Source organism: Corynebacterium sp. H128 (genome assembly GCF_037482625.1).
Classification (GTDB): Bacteria; Actinomycetota; Actinomycetes; order Mycobacteriales; family Mycobacteriaceae; genus Corynebacterium.
Genome location: NZ_JBBHKW010000001.1, coordinates 206,082 through 229,622, shown reverse-complemented (window position 1 = coordinate 229,622; position 23,541 = coordinate 206,082). Strand labels below are relative to the sequence as shown.

Sequence of the window (23,541 nt, the reverse complement as noted above, 5' to 3'; positions counted from 1 at the left end):
ATCTGCGTAGCGCTCAGGTAGCGCTCTGTTGTAACTTTTCCACAACCTTCGCCGCTAGGTTCGGCCCGAAGCCCTTGACTTGTTCGATCTCCTCCTGGGTGGCGGAGCGCAGTTTCTTCACCGAACCGAAATGCTTCACCAACTCCGCCTTGCGTTGTTGCCCCAATCCGGGGATATCGTCCAGCTCGGAAACCCGCAGCCGTTGGGAGCGCTGCTGCCGATGAAATGTGATCGCGAAGCGGTGCGCCTCATCACGAATGTGCTGCAAGAGATACAGCGCCTGAGAGTTTCGTGGCAGGATGAGCGGGTCTTCCTCTCCTGGCAACCATACTTCCTCGAGGCGTTTCGCCAGTCCGATGAGCATGACGTCGTGTACACCAAGCTCCTCAAAGACCTCCTGGGCGGCATTGACTTGCGGCAGGCCGCCGTCAACGATGTAAAGCTGCGGCGGATATGCGAATCTCTTGCCGCTGACGGAATATTCCGTGACCTGTTCGTCGGCAAAGCGTGTGCCGTCAAATTCCTCGGCATCAGGCACCGCAGTTCGGTCCTGGTTGTGGCGCAGGAAGCGTCGCCTAGTCACCTCCGCGATGGAAGCGACATCGTTGGAGTGCCCATCGCCGGCAGCCTCTTTGATCTTGTAGCGCCGGTAATCGGACTTCTTGGGCAAACCGTCCTCAAAGACCACCAGGGATGCGACGACATCGGTGCCCTGAATATGTGAAATATCGGTGCATTCGATACGCAGCGGGGCTTCTGACATCAGCAGAGCTTCTTGCAGTTGCTGCAGCGCAGCTGAGCGGGTAGTTAGGTCACCTTGCCGCTTCAGTTTGTGCTGTTTGAGCGCCTCCACCGCATTCTTTTGCACCGTCTCTATGAGCTCATGCTTATCGCCGCGCTGCGGGACCCGCAGATGCACTGGGCCACCCCGCAGCTCAGCTAACAAGTGTTCCAGTTCTGCGCTATCAGCGGGGGCAGCGTGGGTGTAGATCTCCCGCGGGATCTCTGCGCCGAGGCGCTCGCTGTCAGCCTCCTGCGCCAGTCGATCCGCAATCTCGTTGTAGAACTGCAGCAAGAAGTTGCCCAAGAGTTCTGCGTCGGGGCTATCGCCCGCCTCTGCCACCTGCGCTGGCTTCTCGACGACCCAGCCACGCTGTCCGCGCACGCGACCGCCCCGGATATGGAACACCTGGATGGCTGCCTCTAACTCATCTGACACAGCGGCGATCACGTCAGCGTCGGTGCCGTCGCTCAACACTATGGACTGGCGCTCCATCACCTTGGCGATCGCCCCCAGGTCATCCCGCAGTCGCGCTGCACGTTCAAAGTCGAGCTGCTCTGCGGCAGCCGTCATCTGCTGTTCCAACTGCTTAGTCACGCCCGCAGTATGGCCGGAGAGGAAAGAGATGAGACCCCGCACGATCTCCATGTGCTCCGGAGCGGTGACCTTATCAACGCATGGCCCCGCGCACTTATCGATGTAACCGAGCAAACACGGCCGCCCGAGCTGAGCATGCCGATTAAACACGCCTTTAGAACAGGTGCGCATCGGGAAAACCCGGGTCAGCAGATCGAGAGTTTCTCGGATTGCCCAAGCGTGTGAGTAGGGCCCGAAGTAGCGCACCCCTTTGCGCATGGGACCGCGATAGACATAAGCCCGCGGGAAGGGCTCATTCAGCGTGATCGCCAACATGGGATAGGACTTATCGTCGCGGTACTTAACGTTGAAGCGGGGATCGTACTTCTTGATCCAGGTGTATTCCAGCTGCAGCGCCTCGACTTCACTGCCAACTACCGTCCATTCCACACCAGTGGCGGTCTGCACCATTTGGCGGGTGCGCGGATGCAGCTGAGTGAGGTCTTGGAAATAGTTGGATAGCCGAGCACGTAGATTCTTGGCCTTACCCACGTACACCACACGGCCAGCGCCATCCCGGAAGCGATAAACACCCGGCTGCGTGGGGATTGATCCAGCGGCCGGGCGGTAGTCGAGCGGGTCTGCCATAGGCTTAGTCTTCCGGCATGTACTTATCTTCGAGGCCGCGGAAAGCTGCTACGGCCTTCACCACGCGCGCATTATCCCCAGCCTGAAAAGCCCACATCGGGACGTATTCAAATTCGGGCAATTCCAGGCGGGCCATACGGTCGCCCTTCGGGAACGCCAGCCCGTACACCACGGACCATGGGTAAAACCGGGTGCCAATGAAGTTACGGACTTCCACCCCATCGGCGTTGGCCCGTACCCGCGGACGACGCAGATGATAGGCGAAGAAGGAAATGACCAGGCCGATACCGACGAAGGCGAACTTGTCCACGAAGGTGACGGCAGCGCCGGTGTAATCCATTCCAACCACCACAGCCATGAAAATGTGCACCGCCATGATGATGGCGATGACGATCCACGACATCCGAGCCAAGTACTGTGAGCGCAGCTCAAATTCCCACGGCTTCAGTGTTGTTGTGACCGAGTCGAGCGCTGCCAGCCGCTCGCGCTCCTTTTCCAGTTCCGACACAGGTTCCATCCTTCTAGCCCAGTTGTGTATCAGTCAAGCTTAGCCGTTGGCCTTGCGAATCTGGGAAAGCACCAGTGCGGTATGCAGCGCAGCCACCATAGATTCGCCGCCTTTATCCTCCATCGCACCGGCCACGCCGCTCCGATCCACCGCCTGTTCATGCGTCAGCGTAGTCAGCACACCGTTTCCGATCGGCGTCGCAGTGTCCAATGCAATCTGGGTGAGTGCCGCAGTGACGGATTCGCACACGTACTCAAAGTGCGGGGTGCCACCCTTGATCACGCAACCAAGCGCGACCACAGCGTCATAACGCTGGGCCAGCTCTTGCACTACTACGCCGAGCTCCAGTGCGCCTACAACGCGGTACTCGCTTACCTCCGCGCCGCATTGCATGCCGACGGCCACCGCGCGGGCATGTAGCTGATCGCAGATCTCGGCATTCCAGGAGGCAGTTACCACTGCGACGCGCAGGCCGGTGGCGTCGACAAGCTGCAGTTCTGGGCGTCCCTCTCCACTCATGGCTGCTCCTGCAACGCGTCTTCCAGTCCCGGAATGGCGTGCCCCATGCGGTCTCGCTTTGTCTTTAAGTACGTGATGTTGTCCTGGTGAATATCCACCGGGATCTCGGTCCGACCACTAATGCTGATGTCGTGGCCGGTTAGCCCAGCACGCTTGTCTGGGTTGTTCGAGATCAGGTTCATCGTCTTGATACCCAAATCGTGCAGGATCTGGGCGCCGGTACCAAATTCCCGTGCGTCTGCCGGGAGCCCCAGTTGGAGGTTCGCGTCGATGGTGTCGGCCCCGGAATCTTGCAAGTGATACGCCTGCAGTTTAGCCAGCAGTCCAATACCGCGGCCTTCATGCCCACGCATGTAAAGGATCACGCCGCGCCCGGCATCTTGGATCATCTTCATGGAGGCGTGGAGTTGCTGGCCGCAGTCGCAGCGCCGCGAGCCAAACACGTCACCCGTCAGGCACTCGGAGTGGACACGAACGAGGACGTCCTGTCCCCCATCGCTTTCTGGATTGCCTACCACCAGCGCGACATGCTCCATCTGGTTAATGGTGCTCTGGTACCCGATGGCGCGGAATTCGCCGAAATCAGTGGGCAGGCGGGTTTCCACCACGCGCCGAATCTGGACCTCGTTGAGTCGTCGCCACGCAATCAGCTGCTCGATGGAGATCATCTTCAGGCCGTGCTTGTCACAGAACTTTCGCAGTTCTGGCCCACGCGCCATGTCCGTCGGGTCATCCTCGCTGACTACCTCGCACAGCACGCCGGCTGGGCGCAGGCCCGCCATCCGCGCCAGGTCCACTGCGGCTTCAGTGTGTCCGGCTCGGATCAGCACGCCACCTTCGCGGGCGCGGAGTGGCACCACGTGTCCGGGCCGCGTGAAGTCGCTAGGGCCGAAGGCCGGGTCGGCCAGCCGACGCAGCGTCTCGGCCCGCGCGGTAGCGGAAATGCCGGTGCTACCAGTATTGGCATCCACAGTGACGGTGTAGGCCGTACCACGCGCGTCCTGGTTGTGAGCGATCATCGGGGGAAGCTGCAAACGATCCGCGTCCTCTTCCGTGAGGGAGGAGCAAATATACCCGGAGGAGTAGCGCACCATAAACGCCACTAGCTCGGGCGTTGCCTTTTCGGCAGCGAAGATGAGGTCCCCCTCGTTCTCGCGGTCCTCATCATCAACCACCACGACGGCTTTGCCGGCGGCGATGGCGGCGATTGCATCTTCTACGGAGTCCAACTGGACCTGCTTGTTAGTTTCTTCGGTACTTAACGTAGCCACGCTGTCCTAGCCTAATCTCAAGTGAAACCTTAACGGTCAGTTGCCCTTACTTAGCTCTGCTTGGTGCCGAGCATTCTTTCCACGTATTTAGCGATGACGTCTACCTCCAGATTGACCACCGCCCCAATTTCCAGCTTCCCGAATACAGTCTCTGCAAGCGTCACCGGGATGAGGGACACTTCAAAAAAGTCGGCGCCAAGGGTTGAAATAGTCAGTGACGTTCCGTTGATGGCGATGGAGCCTTTTTCCACAACGTAGCGGCTGAGCTGCTCCGGGAGGGCAAAGCGTAGTACATCCCAATGCTCCGAATGCTTGCGACTCAGTAGCGTGGTAGTGGCATCGACATGGCCTTGCACAATGTGGCCGTCGAGACGCGCGTTCACTGACGCTGCACGCTCGAGGTTGACGCGATCTCCCACCCGCAGGGTGCCCAGGCTGGAACGGTTGAGCGTCTCCAGCATGCAGTCCGCGGAAAACTGGGTGTCACTGAGCTCTGCGATGGTCAGACACACGCCGTTCACGGCGATCGAGGCACCCAACTGCGCATCACTAAGTACCGTGCGTGCGCTGAGGGTTAAGCGAATAGAATCACCCAAATCGTTGATCTCGGCTACGGTGCCCAGTTCTTCAATGATGCCCGTGAACATGTCTATTGCCCTCTACTTCGCTGCGACGTCGGCCACAATGAGCACGTCGTTTCCTAATTGTTCAACCTTAGCCAATTTAAGCCGAATCAGGTCCGAAATGCTTGTCTCGCCCGTCAGGCTCAGCACCATCGGCGCGAGTCCCGCCCCCAAAAGTGCTGGGCTGATGTAAGCGTGTAGCTGGTTCACGAGCCCCTGTTGGAGCGCGCCACCAACTAGCGTCGGTCCCCCCTCGATCAAGATGTCACGCGCACCGGCTTCCCAGAGCGCATTCAGCGCCTGCGCCAAAGTGTCAAAGCGCGCTACGTCAGCGGCCACCAAGTGCGCATCGGCAGGCAACGCCCGCTTGCCGACGACCACCCGCCGGGGCTGCTTCGGATAGAGATTCCCGGTTTCCTCCCGCGCGCTCAGTCGCGGATTGTCGGCGAGTACGGTACCTGTCCCAACGATGATCGCGTCTCTGAGCGAGCGGTCTCGGTGGGCGTGAGCACGAGCCTGCTCGCCCGTGATCCATTGGGAACTGCCGTCCTGCGCGGCCGAATAGCCGTCTAGGGTGCTCGCAGTCTTCACCGTCACGTGTGGGCGTCCGGTTCGGACCGAATGCAACCACGGCTGGAGCGCAGCTACCTCGATGTCGAGGAAGGTCGTCGCAACGCCGCAGTTACGCAGGTATTCCGCACCGCCGGCTGCCAGCGGGTTCGGATCTGCGGTGGCGTAGTACACCTCGGAGACACCGGCGGCCACCAACGCATGCGAGCAGGGCCCTGTCCGCCCGGTATGGTTGCAGGGCTCCAGCGTGACCACGGCACTGGCGCCACGCGCACGCGCACCCGCGTTCCGGAGTGCTACAACCTCAGCGTGTTCTCCCCTGCCCTGCCCTGGTGGTTGCGTCGCTCCAGTGCCCAGCAGCTCACCCTCGGGGCTGATGATCGCGCAGCCCACCGGCGGGTTTGGCGAGGTTGTGCCCCGCACATGATCCCCCGCCGCCAGCGCCGCGCTGAGGGCTAAATCAACTGCTGTTGCGTCCACGCTATGACGCCAGTGCGCGCAGTTCTTCGATGGCCACAGCCGGATCGGCAGCGCCATATACTGCAGATCCCGCGACGAAAGCGTCGCAGCCCGCTGCTGCAGCTTGGCCGATGGTGTCCTTGTTGATGCCGCCGTCGATTTCAATCAGGGTGCTCAGGCCCTGGCCGTCGATTAGTTCCCGCAGCGCTCGGACTTTATCCAGTTGCTCCGGCATGAAGCTCTGGCCACCAAAACCGGGTTCAACGCTCATGACCAGCACAAGATCGAACTCGGCGATGATGTCGAAGTAGTCCTCGATGGGAGTTCCCGGACGTAGGGAAAAACCGGCCCGAACCCCTAGCTCCTTCAGTCGGCGCGCGAGTGCAACCGGCTCCGAAGTGGCCTCTACATGGAAGATCACACAGGAGGCTCCCGCTGCGACGTAGTCCGCCACCCACTGCTCTGGATTCTCAATCATCAGGTGCACATCAAGTGGCTTATCGGTGCAGCGGTGTACTGCCTTGGTGACGTCCGCGCCGAAGGAGAGATTCGGCACGAAATGCCCATCCATCACATCCACGTGAATCCAATCCGCGTTGTCGGTGGCGCGGAGCTGCTCACCAAGGGCGGAGAAATCCGCCGCCAGGATGGAAGGAGCGATGATGGGGCGAACGAAGTTATCTACAGGCATGTTCTCCATCATATCTAGCTTGGGCGCTGCAAGATGGCGAAAAACATCGCATCCGTCCCATGACGGTGGGGCCACATCTGCACCGACTTCTCAAATCCCGCATCCGTCATGCCACAGGCAAGCTCGTGAGCATCCAGCTCCGCTACCCCTAGTTCAGCAGTTGCCCGCTCCACCACCTCACGCGTCTCCCGAATGTCCGGCGAGCATGTGGAGTACACGACCACGCCGCCTGGCCGAACGAGGTTAATGGCCGAGCTGAGCAATTCGAACTGGAGGGTGCTCAACTCAGCGATATCGCCTGGCTTCTTCCGCCAGCGCGCTTCCGGGCGTCGGCGCAAAGCGCCAAGACCGGAGCAGGGGGCGTCGACAAGCACGCGGTCATAGCCCGGGCTCAAACCCGGGTCACGGCCGTCCGCGACGTGAACCTTGACCGGTAGTTCCCGGACGATGTTCTCTATCAGGCGGGCGCGATGCGGTGCGACTTCCACAGCGTCCACCTGGGCACCGTCAATGCGGGCCAGCGCCCCAATCAGCGCGGCCTTACCGCCCGGCCCGGCACAGAGGTCGAGCCAGCGGCCCTGATCTGGGCCGATCACGGGCGCCTCCGCGAGTGCGCGCGCAATGATCTGACTGCCCTCGTCTTGGACGCCCGCCAGCCCTTGGCGCACCGCTTCTACCTGGCTCGGGTCCCCGCCGTCCAAATACACGGCATAGGGAGAGTATTTTCCCTCGGTACCGCCCGACATCAGGGCAAGCTCCTCTGCGGAAATCTCGCCCGGGCGCGCCACCAAGTGCACGACGGGACGCTCGGAGTCTCCGACCAAGGCTGCTTCGAGCTCTCCTTCGCTAAGCATCTTGGCAAAGCTCTCCACAATCCACTGCGGGTGCGCGGTACGAAACGCAAGTGCCGCGGTCGGATCACTGGGAGTGAGATCCGCCAGCCACTGCTCCGGAGTTTTGCGGGTGATGCCACGCAGGATCGCGTTGGCAAAGCCCTTGGCGCGCTCATGGCCGGTACCTTCGACCATGCGGACGGTCGTATCTACCGCAGCATGCGGCTCAACCCTGGTGTACAACACCTGGTATGCGCCGAGACGCAGCGCATCCGCAATCTCTGGCTCGATTTCGCGGAGTGGCCGGGAGCTGGCGGCGTCGATTACCGTGTCAAGCACCCCTTGAACGCGCAGGCTGCCGTAGGTAAGTTCGGTGGCAAAAGCAGCATCGCGCCCCGAAAGCTGCTGCCCCCGCAAGGCCTTAGGCAACAACAGGTTGGCGTAGGCTTCGTCGGCACGCACCGCCCGGAGCACCTGGAAGGCCACAGCGCGGGGCTTATCGACGCCGGCAGCAACAAGCCGCGACACCAAATCGTCCTTGTTACGCTGCCGTGTGGTTCCCGTAGCCCGGGACTTAGGGCGCTGCTGAGACTTGTTCGACTTCGACTGCGTGGATTTTGCACTTGCAGGCTGAGGCTGGCCACCTTGCTTTGTGCGGGCTCGGAAACCCCCGGGATTATTAAGACTCATGCGTAAACACCGTATCCTCACCTAGCTGTGCACCGCGTGCCCAATCGGCCGCGCGCATCATCTTCTTTCCTGGCGGCTGGATTGACTCAATAACCAGGTCATTCGTTCCGGTACCTACGCGTACCTCAGTCTTGGACACCTGTAGCTGCCCTGGCCGGAGCGTGTCTTCCTCGGTGCGCAGGACTGTCCCCACCTTGTAGCGCTGCCCTTCCAGGGCGGTCCACGGGCCGGGTGCGGGCGTAAATGCGCGGATCATTCGATCGATAGCAAAATCTGGGGTGTGCCAATCGATCTGGGCATCATCCTTGGTGATCTTTGCGGCGTAGCTCGCTTCACCGGCCTGTGGGACGGCGGAGAGCTGGCCGGCCGCTAACCCATCCATGGTCGCTACGAGCAGGTCACCACCGACGTCGGAAAGCCGGGTGAGCAGGTCCTCAGAAGTATCGCTCGGTTTAATGGCCTCAGTGACTGTGCCGAAGACTGGCCCGGTATCCAGGCCTTCCTCGATACGGAAGGTCGAGGCACCGGTGACATCGTCACCGGCATGAATGGCTGCCTGGACCGGAGCTGCGCCACGCCAGGCCGGCAGCAGGGAGAAGTGCAAGTTCACCCAGCCGTGCGGGGCGATATCAAGCAGATCCTTGGTCACCAAGTTGCCGTAGGCCACCACGGGAATGCAATCGGGTTGCAACTCATGCAAACGGGTACGGATTGCTTGTCCATCCGCAGTATCAGCCTTCAACGAGGTCGGTTTGAGCACCTCGATGCCGTGCTCAGCAGCAAGTTCTGCCACTGGAGAGGGATGAAGCGTGCGTCCCCGCCCCTTCTTCGCATCCGGTCGGGTCAGAACCGCCACTACCTCATGCTCGGAAGCAAGCAGCTTCCGCAGGGCCACGACCGCGGGTTCTGGTGTGCCAGCAAAAATCAGACGCATATGTTCCTACTTAAACCACTCGGAGTTTCGGATTTCAGCCATTGCTTCTTTACGCAGCTCTGGGGTCAGTCGCTTGAGAAACAGCACCCCATCCAGGTGATCCGTTTCGTGCTGCACGCATCGGGCCAGCAGGCCCTCGGCCTCAAAGCTCACCGCTTCCCCATGCTTATCCACGCCACTAACTGCAACGCGTTCATAGCGCTCCGTATCCTTAGAGATGTCCGGGATGGACAGGCAGCCCTCAATCCCAAGCTGCATCTCCTCGCCAATCGGCTCCCATACTGGATTGACCACATGTCCCCGCGCCCCTGGCGTCTCGTGGGAACAGTCGTAGACAAACACTCGTCGAGTAACCCCGATTTGGTTCGCGGCCAAGCCGACGCCCTGGTAATGATCCATGGTCTCGAGCATGTCCTCGATGAGCGTAGCGAGAGAATCGTCGAACACGGTGACCTCATCGGCCTGCGTGCGCAGCACCGGGTCACCGAACATGCGGATGTCACGGATTGTCATTGGGGGTAGCCATCTCCTTGTCATGAGCCTTTGGTTGTCCGATTCATCTTAACCCGCGCAGGCAGCCACCCCGGCTAACCGATATTGATCGGGTCAACCTGCACCCGCAACGGAGTCTGATCCTTCAGCGCTGCACGCGCCACCAGCCCGGCCCGCAAGGCCTCACCTAACTCGTTGCGGGGCCCGAGCGGTACCCGCACGAGATAACGCTGTGGCGGGCCAAAAGTGTCCTCATCGTAGGTACCCGGCAGCGTGACTCCTACCGGAAGATCGACCGGTCCGAGGACCTCCGCCGCGTCCGGCAACTCCAGCAGTTCAAGATAGGCCTCCACCGAACGAGTAGGGCCGTCCACCACTGCCATATGGACCGTCGGCGGCAGCGAAACCTCCTTGCGCTGATAGAGCTCGCCACGGGCAGCCCACACCGGGTCCCAACGCACCAAGGCCTGAACAACCTGTAAAGCGCTATCGGCAACCACGACGACTTCCCCGCCCTTGGTGTGTGACTGCACCAGTGCCGCAGCACCCAGCCACTTTGCCAAGGCATCTTCATTGGCACGCAAATCTTCCCGCCCCAAGAGCGCCCAGGGATCCAGCAACAAAGCCGCCCCGTAGCCACCTGGGACGGGCGGCTCCGCGCCGGGCGTAGCGACGACAATGGCAGGCCCCGCGGGTACTTCTTCCAGAATTCGGGAGCCCCCGGAGGCCAACACTTTGACTCCGGAGAATGCGCGACCTAGCTCTTCCGCAGTCCGCTCATTGCCAAGCACTACTGCACGAATTTTCCCAGAACCGCAGTTGCCGCAGCGAAATCTCAGTTCGGGGCGGCCGCACCAGCGGCAGGTGATCACCCCTGGCGAATCGCCCGTTGCTGTTGGTACGCCGATCGGGCCGTTGCAGTGCCGGCAGCGCGCTGGGGCTCGACAAGTGCCGCAGCTCAGCGTGGGCATATACCCCTTCCGCGGAGTTTGCACGAGCGCCGGCAACCCGCGCTCCAGGGCGGCACGTACCGCCTCGTAGCCGATCCGCGGGATACGGGAAGACCTAGCTCTAGGGTCGCGCTCGAGTTCCGCATCGCTATCTCCCACCGCACGGATGCGCGGCATATGCCTGCGTGCCGTATCCCGCGCTGCGACTACGTCGTGTGCCCACCCGGTTTCCACCAGCAGTTGGGTTTCGGCACTGCGGGAATATCCGCCCAACAACAGCGCGCAGGCCGATAGCTGACTCTGCGTAGTCAACACCTCTCGGGCGTGCGGATAGGGAGCACGGGGATCAACCAAGTTCTCATCGTGATCGAACATCAGCGCCGCCAGCCGTAGATTCTGCACCGGGGCAAAGGCAGCACTCCGGGTGCCAATGACGATGCGGGCCTGACCATGCAGAATTGCTAAAAATCTGCGATAGCGGGCCTGCGGGCCCAGCGCCGCAGTCAATACCGTAATCTGCTTGGCACTAACATGCTCACGGAGGGCCTGCTCAAGCCTGTCGACATCACGTTGATCAGGAAGAACAATGAGTACCCCACCGCCGTCGATAGCAGTCTTTGCCGCCAGTGCGGCTAAGGAGCGCTCCCACGGTATCCCCGGGCACACCTGCCAGGCTGCGCGTGCCGTCGCTCCGGCGAGCACTGCATCGACAAAGGAAGGCCCATGGACGTAGCTGGCCCAATCGGACATGTCAGGTTCCTGCGTCGCACCAAGTTCCGGCCAGGGCGCGGTCGTATCTGCGCTTTCTGCGCCCGTGTGGCGGGCAGGTATCGCCGAGCGGATGACATCGGAACGCGTGCCGGCATAGCGCGCACACAAAGCCTCTACGAGTGCTGCCGTCTGTGGCGGGTAGACAATGTCCGGGGAGATGACGCGCTCCAACCAAGCCAGTTGTCCCTCGTGATCGGACTCTGCGAGTCTTTCGAGCAAGATGGCGTCGACAAGCCTGCCCGCGAAGCGGATCCGCAGTCGGACACCGGGGCGCGCAACTTCATCCAGCTCGGTGTCCACCCGGTAGTCGAAGGTGCGATCTAGATGGGCAAGCCCCAATAACGGCAAAACCCGCGCCACAGGCAAGTGAGCGGCTGCGGTGCGGGTCTTGGGCATAGCCATGGATTTTACATTAGATGCCAGCGGCGGTGCGGAGTTGCTCGACGCGGTTCGTCTGCTCCCACGGTAGGTCGAGGTCGGTGCGACCAAAGTGTCCATAGGCGGCGGTCTGCGCATAGATCGGACGCAACAGATCTAGCTCACGGATGATGGCGGCCGGGCGCAGGTCGAATACCTCGGTGACGGCTGCCTGTATGTTCTCATCACTAAGGCCTGCACATGCGGTGCCGAAGGTCTCCACATACAGTCCGACTGGCTTGGCACGGCCGATAGCATAGGCCACCTGGACTTCTGCGCGCTTGGCGAGCCCTGCTGCAACGATGTTCTTAGCCACCCAACGCATCGCGTAGGCTGCCGAACGATCCACCTTGCTCGGGTCCTTGCCGGAAAAGGCACCGCCACCATGGCGCGCCATGCCGCCGTAGGTATCCACGATGATCTTGCGGCCTGTCAATCCCGCATCGCCCATCGGACCACCGGTAATGAAAGAGCCCGAAGGGTTGACCAGCAAGTTCAGGTCATCGGAAACATAGTCTGCTAGGCCTGCATCCGCAATGACCCAGTCCACCACGTGTTCCTGGAGCTGCTCCCGCAACCACTCTTGGGTGCAATCTGGGTCATGCTGCGTGGAAATGACGACGGTATCTAAATGCCTCGGCTGGTCATCTTGGTCATAAGCGAAGGTGACCTGAGTCTTTCCGTCCGGACGCAGCTTTGGCACGATGCCCGTTTTACGAACCTGCGTCAATCGACGCGCTAGGCGGTGAGCCAGCGCGATCGGCAGCGGCATGTATTCCGGGGTCTCATCAGTGGCGTAGCCGAACATCAAGCCTTGGTCGCCGGCACCGGCACGGTCATCGTCTTCGATGTCGTCGCCGCCATTGCGGGCCTCCTGAGAGTTATCTACGCCAGCGCCAATTTCTTGGGACTGCTCACCAATGGCTACGGTGACACCGCAGGTGGTGCCGTCGAAGCCGACTTCCGAGCTAGTGAAACCGATTTCGCGAAGTTTGGTGCGCACTAGCGTCGGGATCTCTACATAGCCGGAGGTGCGTACCTCGCCCACAATGTGAACCAGGCCCGTGGTGACAACGGTTTCCACTGCAACGCGAGCTTGTGGGTCGACGCTGAGGAGTGCGTCCAGGATCGTATCCGAGATGGCATCGCAGATCTTGTCCGGGTGGCCTTCGGTGACAGATTCACTGGTGAACAGCCGGACTGCCGAATGTGCGTTAGTCAAGGTGCTTCTTTCAAGAGTAGTGTAATCAACTGCACCCCACAGTAGACCAAGCTGTCTAAGAAGGCAAAATTTTCACTATCTCATCGATGATTGCGTCAGCGACCTCGAACTTCGTCCCATTCGGCACTTCGACCGGGTCCTTCGCGGGTGCCAACAACCATCCTGCATTGTCCAGCTGACCGAACACTTTGCCGAGTCCGACCTGATTGCACATCAGCAAGTCGCAGCCCTTGCGAAGCAGCTTTGCCTGGGCCAACTCCAGTGGCTCATGATCAGCCGAGCCCGTCTCCGCGGCGAAACCGACGATCACGCTCTCCCCCAGCTCCCCGGCCGTGCGCCGACGCACAGTGCTCGCCAAAATATCTGGGTTTTCCACGAGTTCAAGTCGCATAAGGGCATCATCATCCTGCCCCTTCTTCATCTTCGCATCCGCCTCCGCGGCCGGCCGGAAGTCCGCCACCGCCGCCGCCATGATCATGATGTCCGACGTAGCAGCACGCTTCTCGACGGCAGCAGCCATCTCCCGCGCCGACACCACCCGCACTACGTCCACCCCAAGCGGAGTATGCAACTGTTCCGTATGCCCCGCAATCACCGTGACAGCTGCCCCGCGTTGCGCCGCGATCTCGGCCAAAGCGAACCCTTGGCGACCAGAAGATCGATTGCCCAAAAAGCGCACCGGATCCAGGTTCTCCTGGGTACCACCGGCAGTGATTAGCACCGAGCGCCCGGTTAGGTCGCGCTGCAGCGGACCCCGTGCGGACACTGTCAGTGCGAGGTTGGCTATTTGCTCTGGCTCTGGCAGCCGCCCCGGACCGGAGTCCTTACCTGTCAGTCGCCCGTGCGCTGGGTCTAAGACAGTAATGCCACGAGAGCGCAGCACTTCGACGTTGTGAACAGTGGCGGGATTGCACCACATCTCGGTGTGCATTGCTGGGGCGATCACCACCGGACAGGTAGCCACTAAGCAGGTGGCGGTGAGCAGATCGTCGGCACGACCAGCAGCCAAACGTGCCATTAGGTCTGCGGTCGCCGGAGCAATGACTACAAGGTCCGCTTCCTGGCCTACTCGGACATGCTGCACTTCCGAGACGGCATCGAAGACGGTTGTCGAGACGCGGTTGCCCGACAGTGCCTCGAACGTGGCCGCGCCGACAAAATTCAGCGCTGCAGGGGTGGGCACCACGGTAACATCGTGGCCCGCTTCCTTAAAAAGGCGCACGAGCACACAGGCCTTGTACGCGGCGATACCGCCGGCTACTCCAACAACGATCTTCTTCTGTTTAGACACGACCACTAGCCTACCGGCTCTAGAAACACGAAAGGCGCCCTTTCGGGCGCCTCTTAGGCTTTAGCCTTCTTCGTGGTCCAACATGCCACGGTTAATTTCTCGCAGCGCGATGGACAGCGGCTTCTCCTGCGGTTCTGGAGTAACCAGTGGGCCGACGAATTCAAAGACTCCTTCGTCTGCCTGCTGGTAGTAGCTATTGATCTGGCGAGCGCGCTTGGCGGCGAAAATCACCAGAGCGTACTTGGAAGAAACCTTATCCAGCAGCTCGTCGATCGGTGGATCCGTAATACCCACTGGCTGGTCAAATACTGCAGCAGTGGTGGCGTTTTCGTTGCTCACTTGGGTCACAAACACCTTTTCAAAGGTTGAAAGATATGGGTATAAATAATGCGGGCTTCTATCTTAGTCAGCCCGCATCTCATTTCGCTAATCCTGCTGTTAGCTGGGACTTCCTAGCAAAATGTTGCTTATCGCTGCCACGGCCTCGTCCACGTTGTCATTAACCACAACGTGATCGAATTCTTCTTGAGATGCGAGCTCAAGCCGGGCCGTTTCAAGGCGACGAGCGATAACGTCTTCAGCTTCAGTTCCCCGACCCGTCAAGCGTTCCACCAGCACTTCCCAAGAAGGAGGCGCAAGGAACACAGTCTGAGTCTCGGGCAGTGCCTGCACCACGTTGCGCGCACCTGCAAGGTCTACCTCTACGAGCACGGGACGCCCCGCCTCGAGAGCCTCGAGCACGGGACCCGCTGGGGTACCGGAGCGCTGCAAACCGCCGTGGATATCTGCCCATTCGAGCATTTCACCACGGTCGATGTGTGTCTGAAACTCTGCTGGGGAGACATAAAAGTAGTCCACCCCATGTACTTCTCCGGGCCGTGGCGCACGAGTCGTCATGGATACGGAAAAGTACAGACCGGGAACTTCGTCACGAAGGCGATGAACAACCGTCGACTTTCCGACGGCGGAGGGACCTGCAAGTACTACCAGGTTGCCCCGGGTGTTATCGCCGGTCATGTGGATTAATCGTCCTCGGAGAAGCCGAAACGCTCAAGCAGTGCACGGCGCTGACGGTCACCCAGGCCACGCAGACGGCGGGTCTGAGCGATCTCGAGCTCTTCCATGATCTCCTTAGCCTTGACCTTGCCTACCTTTGGCATAGCCTCGAGCAGTGCGGAAACCTTGGTCTTGCCAATGATCTCGTTGTCCTGAGCCTGGTCAAGAACTTCCTTCAGGTTGGTACCACCGCGCTTGAGCTTTTCTTTCAGCTCAGCACGTGCCTTGCGGGCCTCAGCGGCCTTGGCGAGGGCTTCTTTACGCTGCTCGTCAGTCAACTTTGGAAGGGCCACGGGTTCCTCCGATTCAAATAAATTTACAGTTTCTGGGCACCAGGATGGTGCGGTTTTCTTGCCACTGAAAATCACGACAAAGATAGTGTTATTGCCAGTTTTCAGATTAGCTTCGATCAGTCTAGCACTACTTGGGCAAAACCCGTGGTGACACGGGAATAACTGCATGTCGTTAAGCGCCAACATAAGAAAATTGACCCGGGATTTTCCCAGGTCAACTATCGGTTTGTTAGTTCGTTATGGCAGGAAAATCCCTGGCGGCGCGCAGCGCAGCCGCACGCAACTTCTCCACATCCGGCCCAGCTTTGAGTACCGCACGCGAGATATTTGGGATCGCCATGGCCTCCACGCCGCGCGCCAGGCGCGCCACGTCCTCTGGGCCACCACCCTGCACGCCTACGCCCGGCATGAGCACAGAGCCACCTAGACGAGACAGGTCGGGGGCCTTCGCCAGCGTTGCACCGACAACGACGCCTACATTTCCCGGGTTGCTGCGGCCACAGTGCAGCGCATTGATCGCGCCTACTTCATCGACGATCTGTTGCGACAGCGTTAATCCAGCTGCATTCCGGTTGTCCTGAACCTGCTTACCCTCCGGGTTCGAAGTCGCTGCAAGGACATACACGCCCTTTCCATGCGAGTTTGCCAGCTCGAAAGCGGGTTGCAGCGCGCCCACGCCCAGGTAAGGCGATACGGTCACTGCGTCGCAGACCAAGGCAGATTCCGGGTGCAGCCAGGCCATCGCATAGGCGGCCATCGTGGACCCGATATCGCCACGTTTGGCGTCGGCAAGCACCAGCGTGCCCTTTTCGCGCAGCCCAGCGATGGTGTCCTCAAGGATCTCATACCCCTTGGCGCCGTAGGCCTCGTAGAACGCGATCTGTGGCTTCACCATGGTCACGGTGTCTCCGAAGGCCTCTACACAGATCCGGGAAAACCGGGCCACCCCTTCGGCGGATACCGGAAGTTGCCAGGAACCCAAGAGTGAAGGGTGCGGATCAATTCCCACGCAGAGGCGGCCACGCTGGGCAGCTACCTCCAATAGTCTGCTACCGAAGGTTCGTTGCATACTATTTTCCGCCTACCGAATGATCGAGTTCTTGCAAGGCGCGCACACCAAGTTCACCAGCGCGCAGCGCCTCAATTCCCTGCACTGCGGCAGTGACACCCTGAACGGTGGTGACCAGTGGCACGCCCGCGTTGACCGCGGCCGCACGAATGTCATAGCCATCGTGACGGGCACCAGCGGAGCCTGCCGGGGTGTTCAGGATGAGATTGATCTCACCCGAGTTGATCTTGTCCACGATGGACTTAGCACCCGGGTTCTCCCGCGCCTCACCCTGCTTCAGGACGGTCTCACATGGCACGCCATTGCGACGCAGCATCCCGGCGGTACCGGAGGTAGCTAGGATCTGGAAGCCTAAAGACGCCAGGCGCTGAATCGGGAAGATCAAGGTGCGCTTATCGCGGTTAGCTACCGAAACGAAGACAGTGCCCTCGGTGGGCAGCTCGCCGAAAGCTGCAGCCTCGGCCTTGTTGTAGGCCGCACCGAAGTTATCAGCCAGGCCCATGACTTCGCCGGTGGATTTCATCTCAGGGCTGAGCAGGGAGTCAAGCATCGTACCGTCTGGGCGGCGGAAACGATTGAATGGCAGCACAGCTTCCTTGACAGCGATGGGTGCGTCCAGTGGCAAAGAGCCACCGTCATGATCGCTTGGAATCATGCCTTCGGCGCGTAGTTCGGCAAGCGTTGCCCCCAGAGAGATCCGGGAGGCTGCCTTAGCTAGTGGCACGCCGGTCGCTTTGGACACGAACGGTACGGTGCGCGAGGCGCGCGGATTCGCCTCGATGACGTAGAGGATGTCGTCCTTGAGCGCGAACTGCACGTTCATTAGGCCCTTCACACCGATGCCGTGCGCGAGCGCCTTAGTGGATTCCCGCACCTTGTTGATGTCCTCGATACCAAGCGTCATCGGAGGCAAGGCGCAGGCCGAGTCACCGGAGTGAATACCGGCTTCCTCGATGTGCTCCATCACGCCAGCAAGGTAGACCTCTTCCCCATCGCACAGTGCGTCAACGTCAATCTCGATCGCATTATCCAGGAAGCGGTCCACGAGGACCGGGTGGTCCGAGGTGATCTCGGTGGCACGCAGAATGTAGTCCTGCAGCGAGGCTTCGTCGTAGACGATCTCCATACCGCGGCCACCCAACACGTAGGAAGGACGGACGAGCACTGGGTAGCCAATCTCGTCAGCCACGTCACGAGCTTGTTCGAAGGAAGTAGCGGTGCCAAACGCAGGAGCAGGCAAGCAGGCCTTGCGCAGTACTTCGCCGAACTCGCCACGATCCTCGGCTAGGTTGATGGACTCGGGGCTAGTGCCGACGACCGGAACCCCAGCGTCACGGAGCTTTTCAGCCAACCCGAGCGGGGTCTGTCCGCCCAGCTGCACAATGACGCCCGCCACAGTGCCGGACTGGCATTCTGCGTGGTAGACCTCCATGACGTCTTCAAAAGTCAGTGGCTCGAAGTAGAGTCGGTCCGCGGTGTCGTAGTCGGTGGAGACGGTCTCTGGGTTGCAGTTGACCATGACGGTCTCGTATCCGACGCGGGAGAGCTCCAGCGCTGCGTGCACACAGGAGTAATCGAACTCGATGCCCTGGCCAATGCGGTTCGGGCCGGAACCCAAGATGATGACCTTTTCTTTCTCAGTCTGTGGCACAACCTCAGACTCAGCTTCCGGGTCCATCTCATAGGCCGAGTAGTGGTACGGGGTCTTCGCCTCGAACTCAGCGGCGCAGGTGTCCACTGTCTTGTACACCGGCCGAATTCCCAACGACCAGCGCAAGCGGCGAATGCCGTCCTCACCGGCGAACTCGGGGCGTAGCGCCGCAATTTGACGGTCGGACAGGCCAAGGAACTTGGCCCGCCGCATCAGCTGCTCGTCGAGCACGGGGGCGTCGATAAGCTGCTGACGGAAGTCAACTAATGCCTTCAGCTCGCCGAGGAACCATGGGTCGATCCCAGAGGCCTGGTGTACCTCGTCGATGCTGGCGCCAAGACGGAGTGCCAGTTCAGCATCGTAAAGTCGGCCTTCGGTTGGACGCTTGAGGTCCTCCAGGATGGCAGCAACGTCAGTGGCGCGCTCACCGGCGAAGCTTTCGTCGGAAACGGTCCAGAAGCCGGCCTGCTTGTTCTCTAGGGAACGCATGACCTTGCCCAGGGCAGCGATGTAGTTGCGCCCCAGCGACATGGCCTCGCCCACGGACTTCATCGTGGTGGTGAGGGTGTCATCGGCGCCGACGAACTTCTCGAAGGCAAAGCGTGGTGCCTTAACGACGACATAGTCGAGGGTCGGCTCAAAAGCTGCTGGCGTGACGCCGGTGATGTCATTGGTGATCTCGTCCAGTGTGTAGCCGATGGCCAGCTTCGCTGCGATCTTTGCGATTGGGAAGCCAGTGGCCTTTGACGCCAGCGCGGAGGAACGAGACACGCGCGGATTCATCTCGATGGTGATGATTCGGCCGTCTTTCGGGTTGATGGCGAACTGGATGTTGCAGCCGCCAGTGTCCACACCGACTTCCCGGATGATGGCAATGCCCTGGTCACGCATCAGCTGGAATTCGCGGTCGGTCAGCGTCATCGACGGTGCTACGGTGACCGAGTCGCCGGTGTGAACACCAAGCGCATCGACGTTCTCGATGGAACAGACCACAACCACGTTGTCGCTGCCATCGCGCATCAGCTCGAGCTCAAATTCCTTCCAACCGAGGATAGATTCCTCGATGAGGACGTTTGCTTCCGGGGAGGCTGCCAGCCCGCCACCGGCGATTCGCTCCAAGTCTTCGTCGTTGTACGCAAGACCGGAACCCAGCCCGCCCATGGTGAAGGATGGACGTACCACCACTGGCAGTCCGAGCTCTGCGACGGCCTCGTGTACTTCATCCATGTTGTGGCAGACGCGGGAGCGCGCGGACTCGCCGCCGATTTTGGCCACGATGTCCTTGAACATCTGGCGGTCCTCACCACGTTGAATTGCCGGGATGTCGGCGCCGATGAGTTCTGCGTTGTACTTCTCCAGCGATCCGCGGCGGTCCAGTTGGATCGCGGCGTTCAACGCAGTTTGACCACCCAGGGTCGCCAACACGGCATCGATGGGATGGCCCTGCTCGATTTCCTTCTCAAAGATCTTCTCGATGTACTCCGGCTGAATTGGCTCGACGTAGGTGTGGTCGGCGAATTCCGGGTCCGTCATGATGGTGGCCGGGTTGGAGTTGATCAGTGTTACCCGCAGGCCCTCCGCCTTCAGGACGCGGCAAGCTTGGGTACCGGAGTAGTCGAATTCACAGGCCTGGCCGATGACGATCGGGCCGGAACCGATGACCAGGACGTGCTTAATATCAGTGCGCTTTGGCATGGTTTACCTTTCGTGGTCTATCGGTTTACTTAGAGCCCAGGAGCTCAAGGAACTGGTCAAACAGCGGGTTGGCATCGTGCGGGCCAGCGGCTGATTCTGGGTGGTACTGGACGGAGAATGCGCGGCCGCTCTTGAGCGCGACGCCTTCAACGGTGCCGTCGTTCAGGCAGGTGTGCGTGACGTGGGCCGGGCCGAAAGGCGACTCAAACTCCTGACCTGCCTCCCCCTCCAGCGCGAAACCGTGGTTTTGGGAGGTGATATAGATCTTGTTAGTCAGGTGATCAAGCACCGGAATATTCACACCCCGGTGGCCAAACTTCATCTTGAAGGTGCGCAATCCGAGCGCACGACCCAAGATCTGATTGCCGAAGCAGATACCGAACAGCGGCAGGTCTGCTTTGATGATCTCGGAGACGATAGCAACCATGCTGTCCGCAGTAGCCGGGTCGCCCGGGCCATTGGAGATGAACACGCCATCCGGGTTGTATTGCTTGATGTCCTCGAATGGGGTGTTCGCCGGGACAACGACGGTGCGAATGCCGCGCGCAGCAAAGTTACGCGGAGTCTGGGACTTAATACCCATGTCATACGCGACGACGGTAAACGCGGTCTCCCCGTCGGGTTCTAGTACATATGGCTCTTTGGTGGACACCTCAGCTGCTAAATCAGCACCAGCCATCGAGGGTTGGGACTGCACGATCGCCAGCAGTTCAGTCTCCGGCCGCAACGCGTCATCACCGCTGAAGATGCCGGCCGGGAGGGAGCCATGGTTTCGTAGGTGCCGCACCAGTGCGCGCGTGTCTACGCCAGCAATGCCGATCGTGCCCTGCTTCAGCATCTCCTCCGGCAGGGATCGCTTCGCGCGCCAATTGGACACCTGATGGGCCAAGTCGCGAATTACCAGGCCGGCGACCCAGATCTGGTTGTCATGAGACTCGTTGTCTTCATCGTTCCAGCCGGTGTTGCCGATCTGTGGGGCGGCGGCGACCACAATCTGACGATGAAACGATGGATCCGTCATGGATTCCTGGTAACCGGTCATCGCCGTGGTAAACACTGCCTCGCCGAGAGTGGTGCCGGTTGCACCGAAGCCGGTGCCGCGGAAAGTACGGCCGTCGGCAAGCACCAAGATTGCAGGAACGTCCGTTGCGGATGCGTTGTGCACTTTTTCGCCTTTCGTGGTTTGGGGAAACCAAAGTGTGAGTGTGTTGCTAAGTGTAAGTCTGCTAGTTAGCCGAGTGCGCGCGGTAGCGTGGTGGCACCCTCGTCACAGGTGACGTGACCTCGAAGTATCGTCGTGGTGACCCTGGTATGAAACTCCATACCCTCATAAGGAGTGTTCTCGCATTTGGAATCCATGTCCGCACCACGAGCAATCCAGGAGGTATCCGGATCAACGAGGGTAAGGTTGGCCGGCTCTCCGACGGCGATTGGGCGGCCATGCCCGGGCAGCCGAACGATCTCTGCCGGACGCTCTGACATGACCTTGGCTACCCAGCGCCAGTCGGCTTGTCCGGTACGGACGAAGGTGTCCGCAATAATAGCAAGCGAGGTTTCCAGCCCCAGCATTCCGGGGCGAGCGTGCTCGAACTCAACACACTTTTCTTCCGAGCCATGCGGAGCGTGGTCCGTGGCAACGCAATCGATGGTGCCGTCGAGCAGCGCTGCTTGCAGTGCCTCGGTGTCGTGTTGCTCGCGCAGCGGCGGGTTCACTCGGTTGACACCGTCATAGGTCTCCAGGCGCGCATCGGTCAACGTCAGGTGGTGCGGGGTCACTTCGGCGGTGATGGGGATCCCCTGCGCTTTTGCCCATTTGACTAGCTCCACAGAGCCCGTGGTGGAGAGGTGACAAATGTGCATCCGCGTGCCGTAGTCGCGGGTAAGCAGCGCATCCCGGGCGACCACGGATTCTTCGGCGGCGCGGGGCCAGCCGCGCAACCCCAGGCGGGCCGCAACTTCGCCCTCGTGGGCTGGCGCGCCGTCCGTGAGGCGAATGTCCTCGCAGTGTTGTGCCAGCAGAACGTCCTGGCCCTTGGCGTACTCAATCGCACGACGCATGATCAAGGGGTTATCCACGCACTTGCCGTCGTCCGAGAACATGCGCACTTTAGCCACGCTACGAGCCATCATGCCGTATTCGGTGAGTTCCTTACCTTCGAGCCCCTTGGTGATGGATCCGATGGGATGCACGTCGCACAGCCCGATGGCCTGGGATTTCAGCCAGACGGACTCAGCGATGGTTGGTTGATCCATTACCGGCATGGTGTTGGCCATGGTGAATACTGCGGTAAAACCGCCCTTCGCTGCAGCCGCGGAGCCGGACGCTAAAGTTTCGGTGTCTTCGCGGCCTGGTTCCCGCAGGTGCACATGGATATCCACCAGCCCGGGCAGGAGCACCTGGCCGTGGCCGTCGATAGTGCGGTCAGCCGCGCAGTCCAGGTGGGCACCGATCTCGGCAATATCGCCACCCTCGATGAACACGTCTACTGGCTCGCCCTCACCGTAAGGGCGCACGTTGCGCAGCAGGAGTGTCTTATCGGTAATGGGGGCAAGTTGGCCGGTGGCTGGAAAATTTGTATTCGTCATTGCGGGTTAGCCTTCCGTACCGATGAGGGTGGTGAACAGTACGGCCATCCGCACGTGGACACCGTTGGATACCTGTTGGAGCACCGCGGTTTGCGGGGCATCTGCGACGTGGTAGTTCATTTCCATGCCACGCAGCATCGGCCCAGGGTGCATCACGATTGCGTGCTTCGGCATGCTTGCTGCGCGCGCCTTGGACATGCCGTAGAGCGTCGCGTACTCGCGGTGGGAGGGGAAGAAGCCGCCGTGCATGCGTTCCTGTTGCACACGCAGCATCATCACAACGTCCGCGTCTTTGATTTCCTCGTCCATGTCATAGCCGAAGCGCACCGGCCAGGTCTCTACCCCGGTTGGGAGCAGCGTTGGCGGGGCGATCAGGACCACTTCGTTTCCGAGGGCGGCGTGCAGATCCACGTTGGAGCGGACTACTCGCGAATGCAGGCAGTCACCCACGATGACCACTTTGAGGCCGGTAATACGCCCCAGTCGCTGCCGCATTGTCACGGCGTCGAGTAGCGCCTGCGTCGGGTGCTGGTGCGCGCCGTCACCGGCATTGATTATCGACGGCCCTTGCGTCCCCTCCGGGCAGAGCCACTGCGCAACCTGCTGCGCTGCGCCAGAGGCAGGATGACGCATGATGATGGCATCCGCGCCTATCGCCGCAAGGGTGGACGCGGTGTCTTTGAGGGATTCCCCCTTCTTCACGGAGGAACTGGCGGCGGAGACGTTGATAACGTCGGCGCTCATCCACTTGCCAGCAGTCTCGAAAGAGGAGCGGGTGCGGGTGGAATTTTCGTAGAACATGGTGAAGATGGTGCGCCCGCGGAGCGTCGGCAGCTTCTTCACCTCACGCCCTTCGAGTGCTTCCCGGAATTTGTCGGCCTCATCCAGCAGGCCAATGATCTCCTCGTTGCTGAGATCGGAAATGCTCAGGAGGTGCTTCATGCC

General features: G+C 60.6%; 21 protein-coding genes. All 21 read right to left on the bottom strand.

The genetic code is table 11. The annotated features are described in order from the left end of the window. Positions 1 to 13: 13 nt before the first annotated feature. Entirely contained in the window at positions 14 to 2,005 is a 1,992-nt protein-coding gene (gene uvrC / locus WG915_RS01070; RefSeq protein ID WP_339563508.1) for an excinuclease ABC subunit UvrC, read from the bottom strand. Between the two features lie 4 nt (positions 2,006 to 2,009). After that, on the bottom strand, positions 2,010 to 2,522 hold the full coding sequence (locus WG915_RS01065; RefSeq protein ID WP_339563507.1) for a PH domain-containing protein: 513 nt from the start codon (positions 2,520 to 2,522) through the stop codon (positions 2,010 to 2,012). Positions 2,523 to 2,552: 30 nt separating this feature from the next. Then, positions 2,553 to 3,032, bottom strand: coding sequence for a 6,7-dimethyl-8-ribityllumazine synthase (gene ribH / locus WG915_RS01060; RefSeq protein WP_339563506.1), 480 nt, complete (start codon positions 3,030 to 3,032; stop codon positions 2,553 to 2,555). After that, positions 3,029 to 4,303: a bifunctional 3,4-dihydroxy-2-butanone-4-phosphate synthase/GTP cyclohydrolase II gene (locus WG915_RS01055; protein WP_339563505.1), complete on the bottom strand. Its 1,275-nt coding sequence runs from the start codon at positions 4,301 to 4,303 to the stop codon at positions 3,029 to 3,031. Before WG915_RS01055 ends, ribH begins: the two co-directional genes overlap by 4 nt. Before the next feature lie 50 nt (positions 4,304 to 4,353). After that, positions 4,354 to 4,950 carry a riboflavin synthase gene (locus WG915_RS01050; RefSeq protein WP_339563504.1) on the bottom strand — a complete coding sequence of 199 codons (597 nt, stop codon included), beginning with the start codon at positions 4,948 to 4,950 and terminating at the stop codon, positions 4,354 to 4,356. Positions 4,951 to 4,962: 12 nt separating this feature from the next. Next, on the bottom strand, positions 4,963 to 5,976 hold the full coding sequence (ribD, locus tag WG915_RS01045; protein ID WP_339563503.1) for a bifunctional diaminohydroxyphosphoribosylaminopyrimidine deaminase/5-amino-6-(5-phosphoribosylamino)uracil reductase RibD: 1,014 nt from the start codon (positions 5,974 to 5,976) through the stop codon (positions 4,963 to 4,965). Position 5,977: 1 nt separating this feature from the next. Beyond that, entirely contained in the window at positions 5,978 to 6,646 is a 669-nt protein-coding gene (gene rpe / locus WG915_RS01040) for a ribulose-phosphate 3-epimerase (RefSeq protein WP_339563502.1), read from the bottom strand. A gap of 14 nt (positions 6,647 to 6,660) precedes the next feature. After that, positions 6,661 to 8,169, bottom strand: a complete 1,509-nt coding sequence (locus WG915_RS01035) for an RsmB/NOP family class I SAM-dependent RNA methyltransferase (protein ID WP_339563501.1) — start codon at positions 8,167 to 8,169, stop codon at positions 6,661 to 6,663. Beyond that, positions 8,159 to 9,103 carry a methionyl-tRNA formyltransferase gene (gene fmt, locus WG915_RS01030; RefSeq protein ID WP_339563500.1) on the bottom strand — a complete coding sequence of 315 codons (945 nt, stop codon included), beginning with the start codon at positions 9,101 to 9,103 and terminating at the stop codon, positions 8,159 to 8,161. The genes WG915_RS01035 and fmt overlap by 11 nt, the downstream gene beginning before the upstream one ends. Positions 9,104 to 9,109: 6 nt before the next feature. Continuing rightward, on the bottom strand, positions 9,110 to 9,616 hold the full coding sequence (gene def, locus WG915_RS01025; RefSeq protein ID WP_339563499.1) for a peptide deformylase: 507 nt from the start codon (positions 9,614 to 9,616) through the stop codon (positions 9,110 to 9,112). A 74-nt stretch (positions 9,617 to 9,690) separates the two neighbouring features. After that, complete coding sequence (locus tag WG915_RS01020; RefSeq protein WP_339563498.1) at positions 9,691 to 11,712, bottom strand: primosomal protein N'; 2,022 nt, start codon at positions 11,710 to 11,712, stop codon at positions 9,691 to 9,693. Positions 11,713 to 11,728: 16 nt separating this feature from the next. Beyond that, positions 11,729 to 12,955: a methionine adenosyltransferase gene (metK, locus tag WG915_RS01015; RefSeq protein WP_339563497.1), complete on the bottom strand. Its 1,227-nt coding sequence runs from the start codon at positions 12,953 to 12,955 to the stop codon at positions 11,729 to 11,731. Between the two features lie 55 nt (positions 12,956 to 13,010). Then, positions 13,011 to 14,246: a bifunctional phosphopantothenoylcysteine decarboxylase/phosphopantothenate--cysteine ligase CoaBC gene (coaBC, locus tag WG915_RS01010; RefSeq protein ID WP_445227751.1), complete on the bottom strand. Its 1,236-nt coding sequence runs from the start codon at positions 14,244 to 14,246 to the stop codon at positions 13,011 to 13,013. Positions 14,247 to 14,306: 60 nt separating this feature from the next. Continuing rightward, positions 14,307 to 14,594 (bottom strand): DNA-directed RNA polymerase subunit omega, encoded by a 288-nt coding sequence (gene rpoZ, locus WG915_RS01005; protein WP_339563495.1) that lies wholly within the window; start codon positions 14,592 to 14,594, stop codon positions 14,307 to 14,309. A 90-nt stretch (positions 14,595 to 14,684) separates the two neighbouring features. Next, the gene (gene gmk, locus WG915_RS01000) at positions 14,685 to 15,263 is read right to left on the bottom strand and encodes a guanylate kinase (protein ID WP_339563494.1); all 579 of its coding nucleotides are present in this window, start codon (positions 15,261 to 15,263) and stop codon (positions 14,685 to 14,687) included. A gap of 5 nt (positions 15,264 to 15,268) precedes the next feature. After that, entirely contained in the window at positions 15,269 to 15,595 is a 327-nt protein-coding gene (mihF, locus tag WG915_RS00995) for an integration host factor, actinobacterial type (RefSeq protein ID WP_339563493.1), read from the bottom strand. Positions 15,596 to 15,824: 229 nt separating this feature from the next. Then, positions 15,825 to 16,664 (bottom strand): orotidine-5'-phosphate decarboxylase, encoded by an 840-nt coding sequence (gene pyrF / locus WG915_RS00990; RefSeq protein WP_339563492.1) that lies wholly within the window; start codon positions 16,662 to 16,664, stop codon positions 15,825 to 15,827. 1 nt (position 16,665) lies between these two features. Continuing rightward, positions 16,666 to 20,010: a carbamoyl-phosphate synthase large subunit gene (gene carB / locus WG915_RS00985; RefSeq protein WP_339563491.1), complete on the bottom strand. Its 3,345-nt coding sequence runs from the start codon at positions 20,008 to 20,010 to the stop codon at positions 16,666 to 16,668. A 25-nt stretch (positions 20,011 to 20,035) separates the two neighbouring features. Then, positions 20,036 to 21,175, bottom strand: coding sequence for a glutamine-hydrolyzing carbamoyl-phosphate synthase small subunit (gene carA / locus WG915_RS00980; protein ID WP_339563490.1), 1,140 nt, complete (start codon positions 21,173 to 21,175; stop codon positions 20,036 to 20,038). A gap of 65 nt (positions 21,176 to 21,240) precedes the next feature. Next, positions 21,241 to 22,596, bottom strand: a complete 1,356-nt coding sequence (locus WG915_RS00975) for a dihydroorotase (RefSeq protein WP_339563489.1) — start codon at positions 22,594 to 22,596, stop codon at positions 21,241 to 21,243. A gap of 6 nt (positions 22,597 to 22,602) precedes the next feature. After that, the gene (locus WG915_RS00970) at positions 22,603 to 23,538 is read right to left on the bottom strand and encodes an aspartate carbamoyltransferase catalytic subunit (RefSeq protein WP_339563488.1); all 936 of its coding nucleotides are present in this window, start codon (positions 23,536 to 23,538) and stop codon (positions 22,603 to 22,605) included. Positions 23,539 to 23,541: the final 3 nt, after the last annotated feature.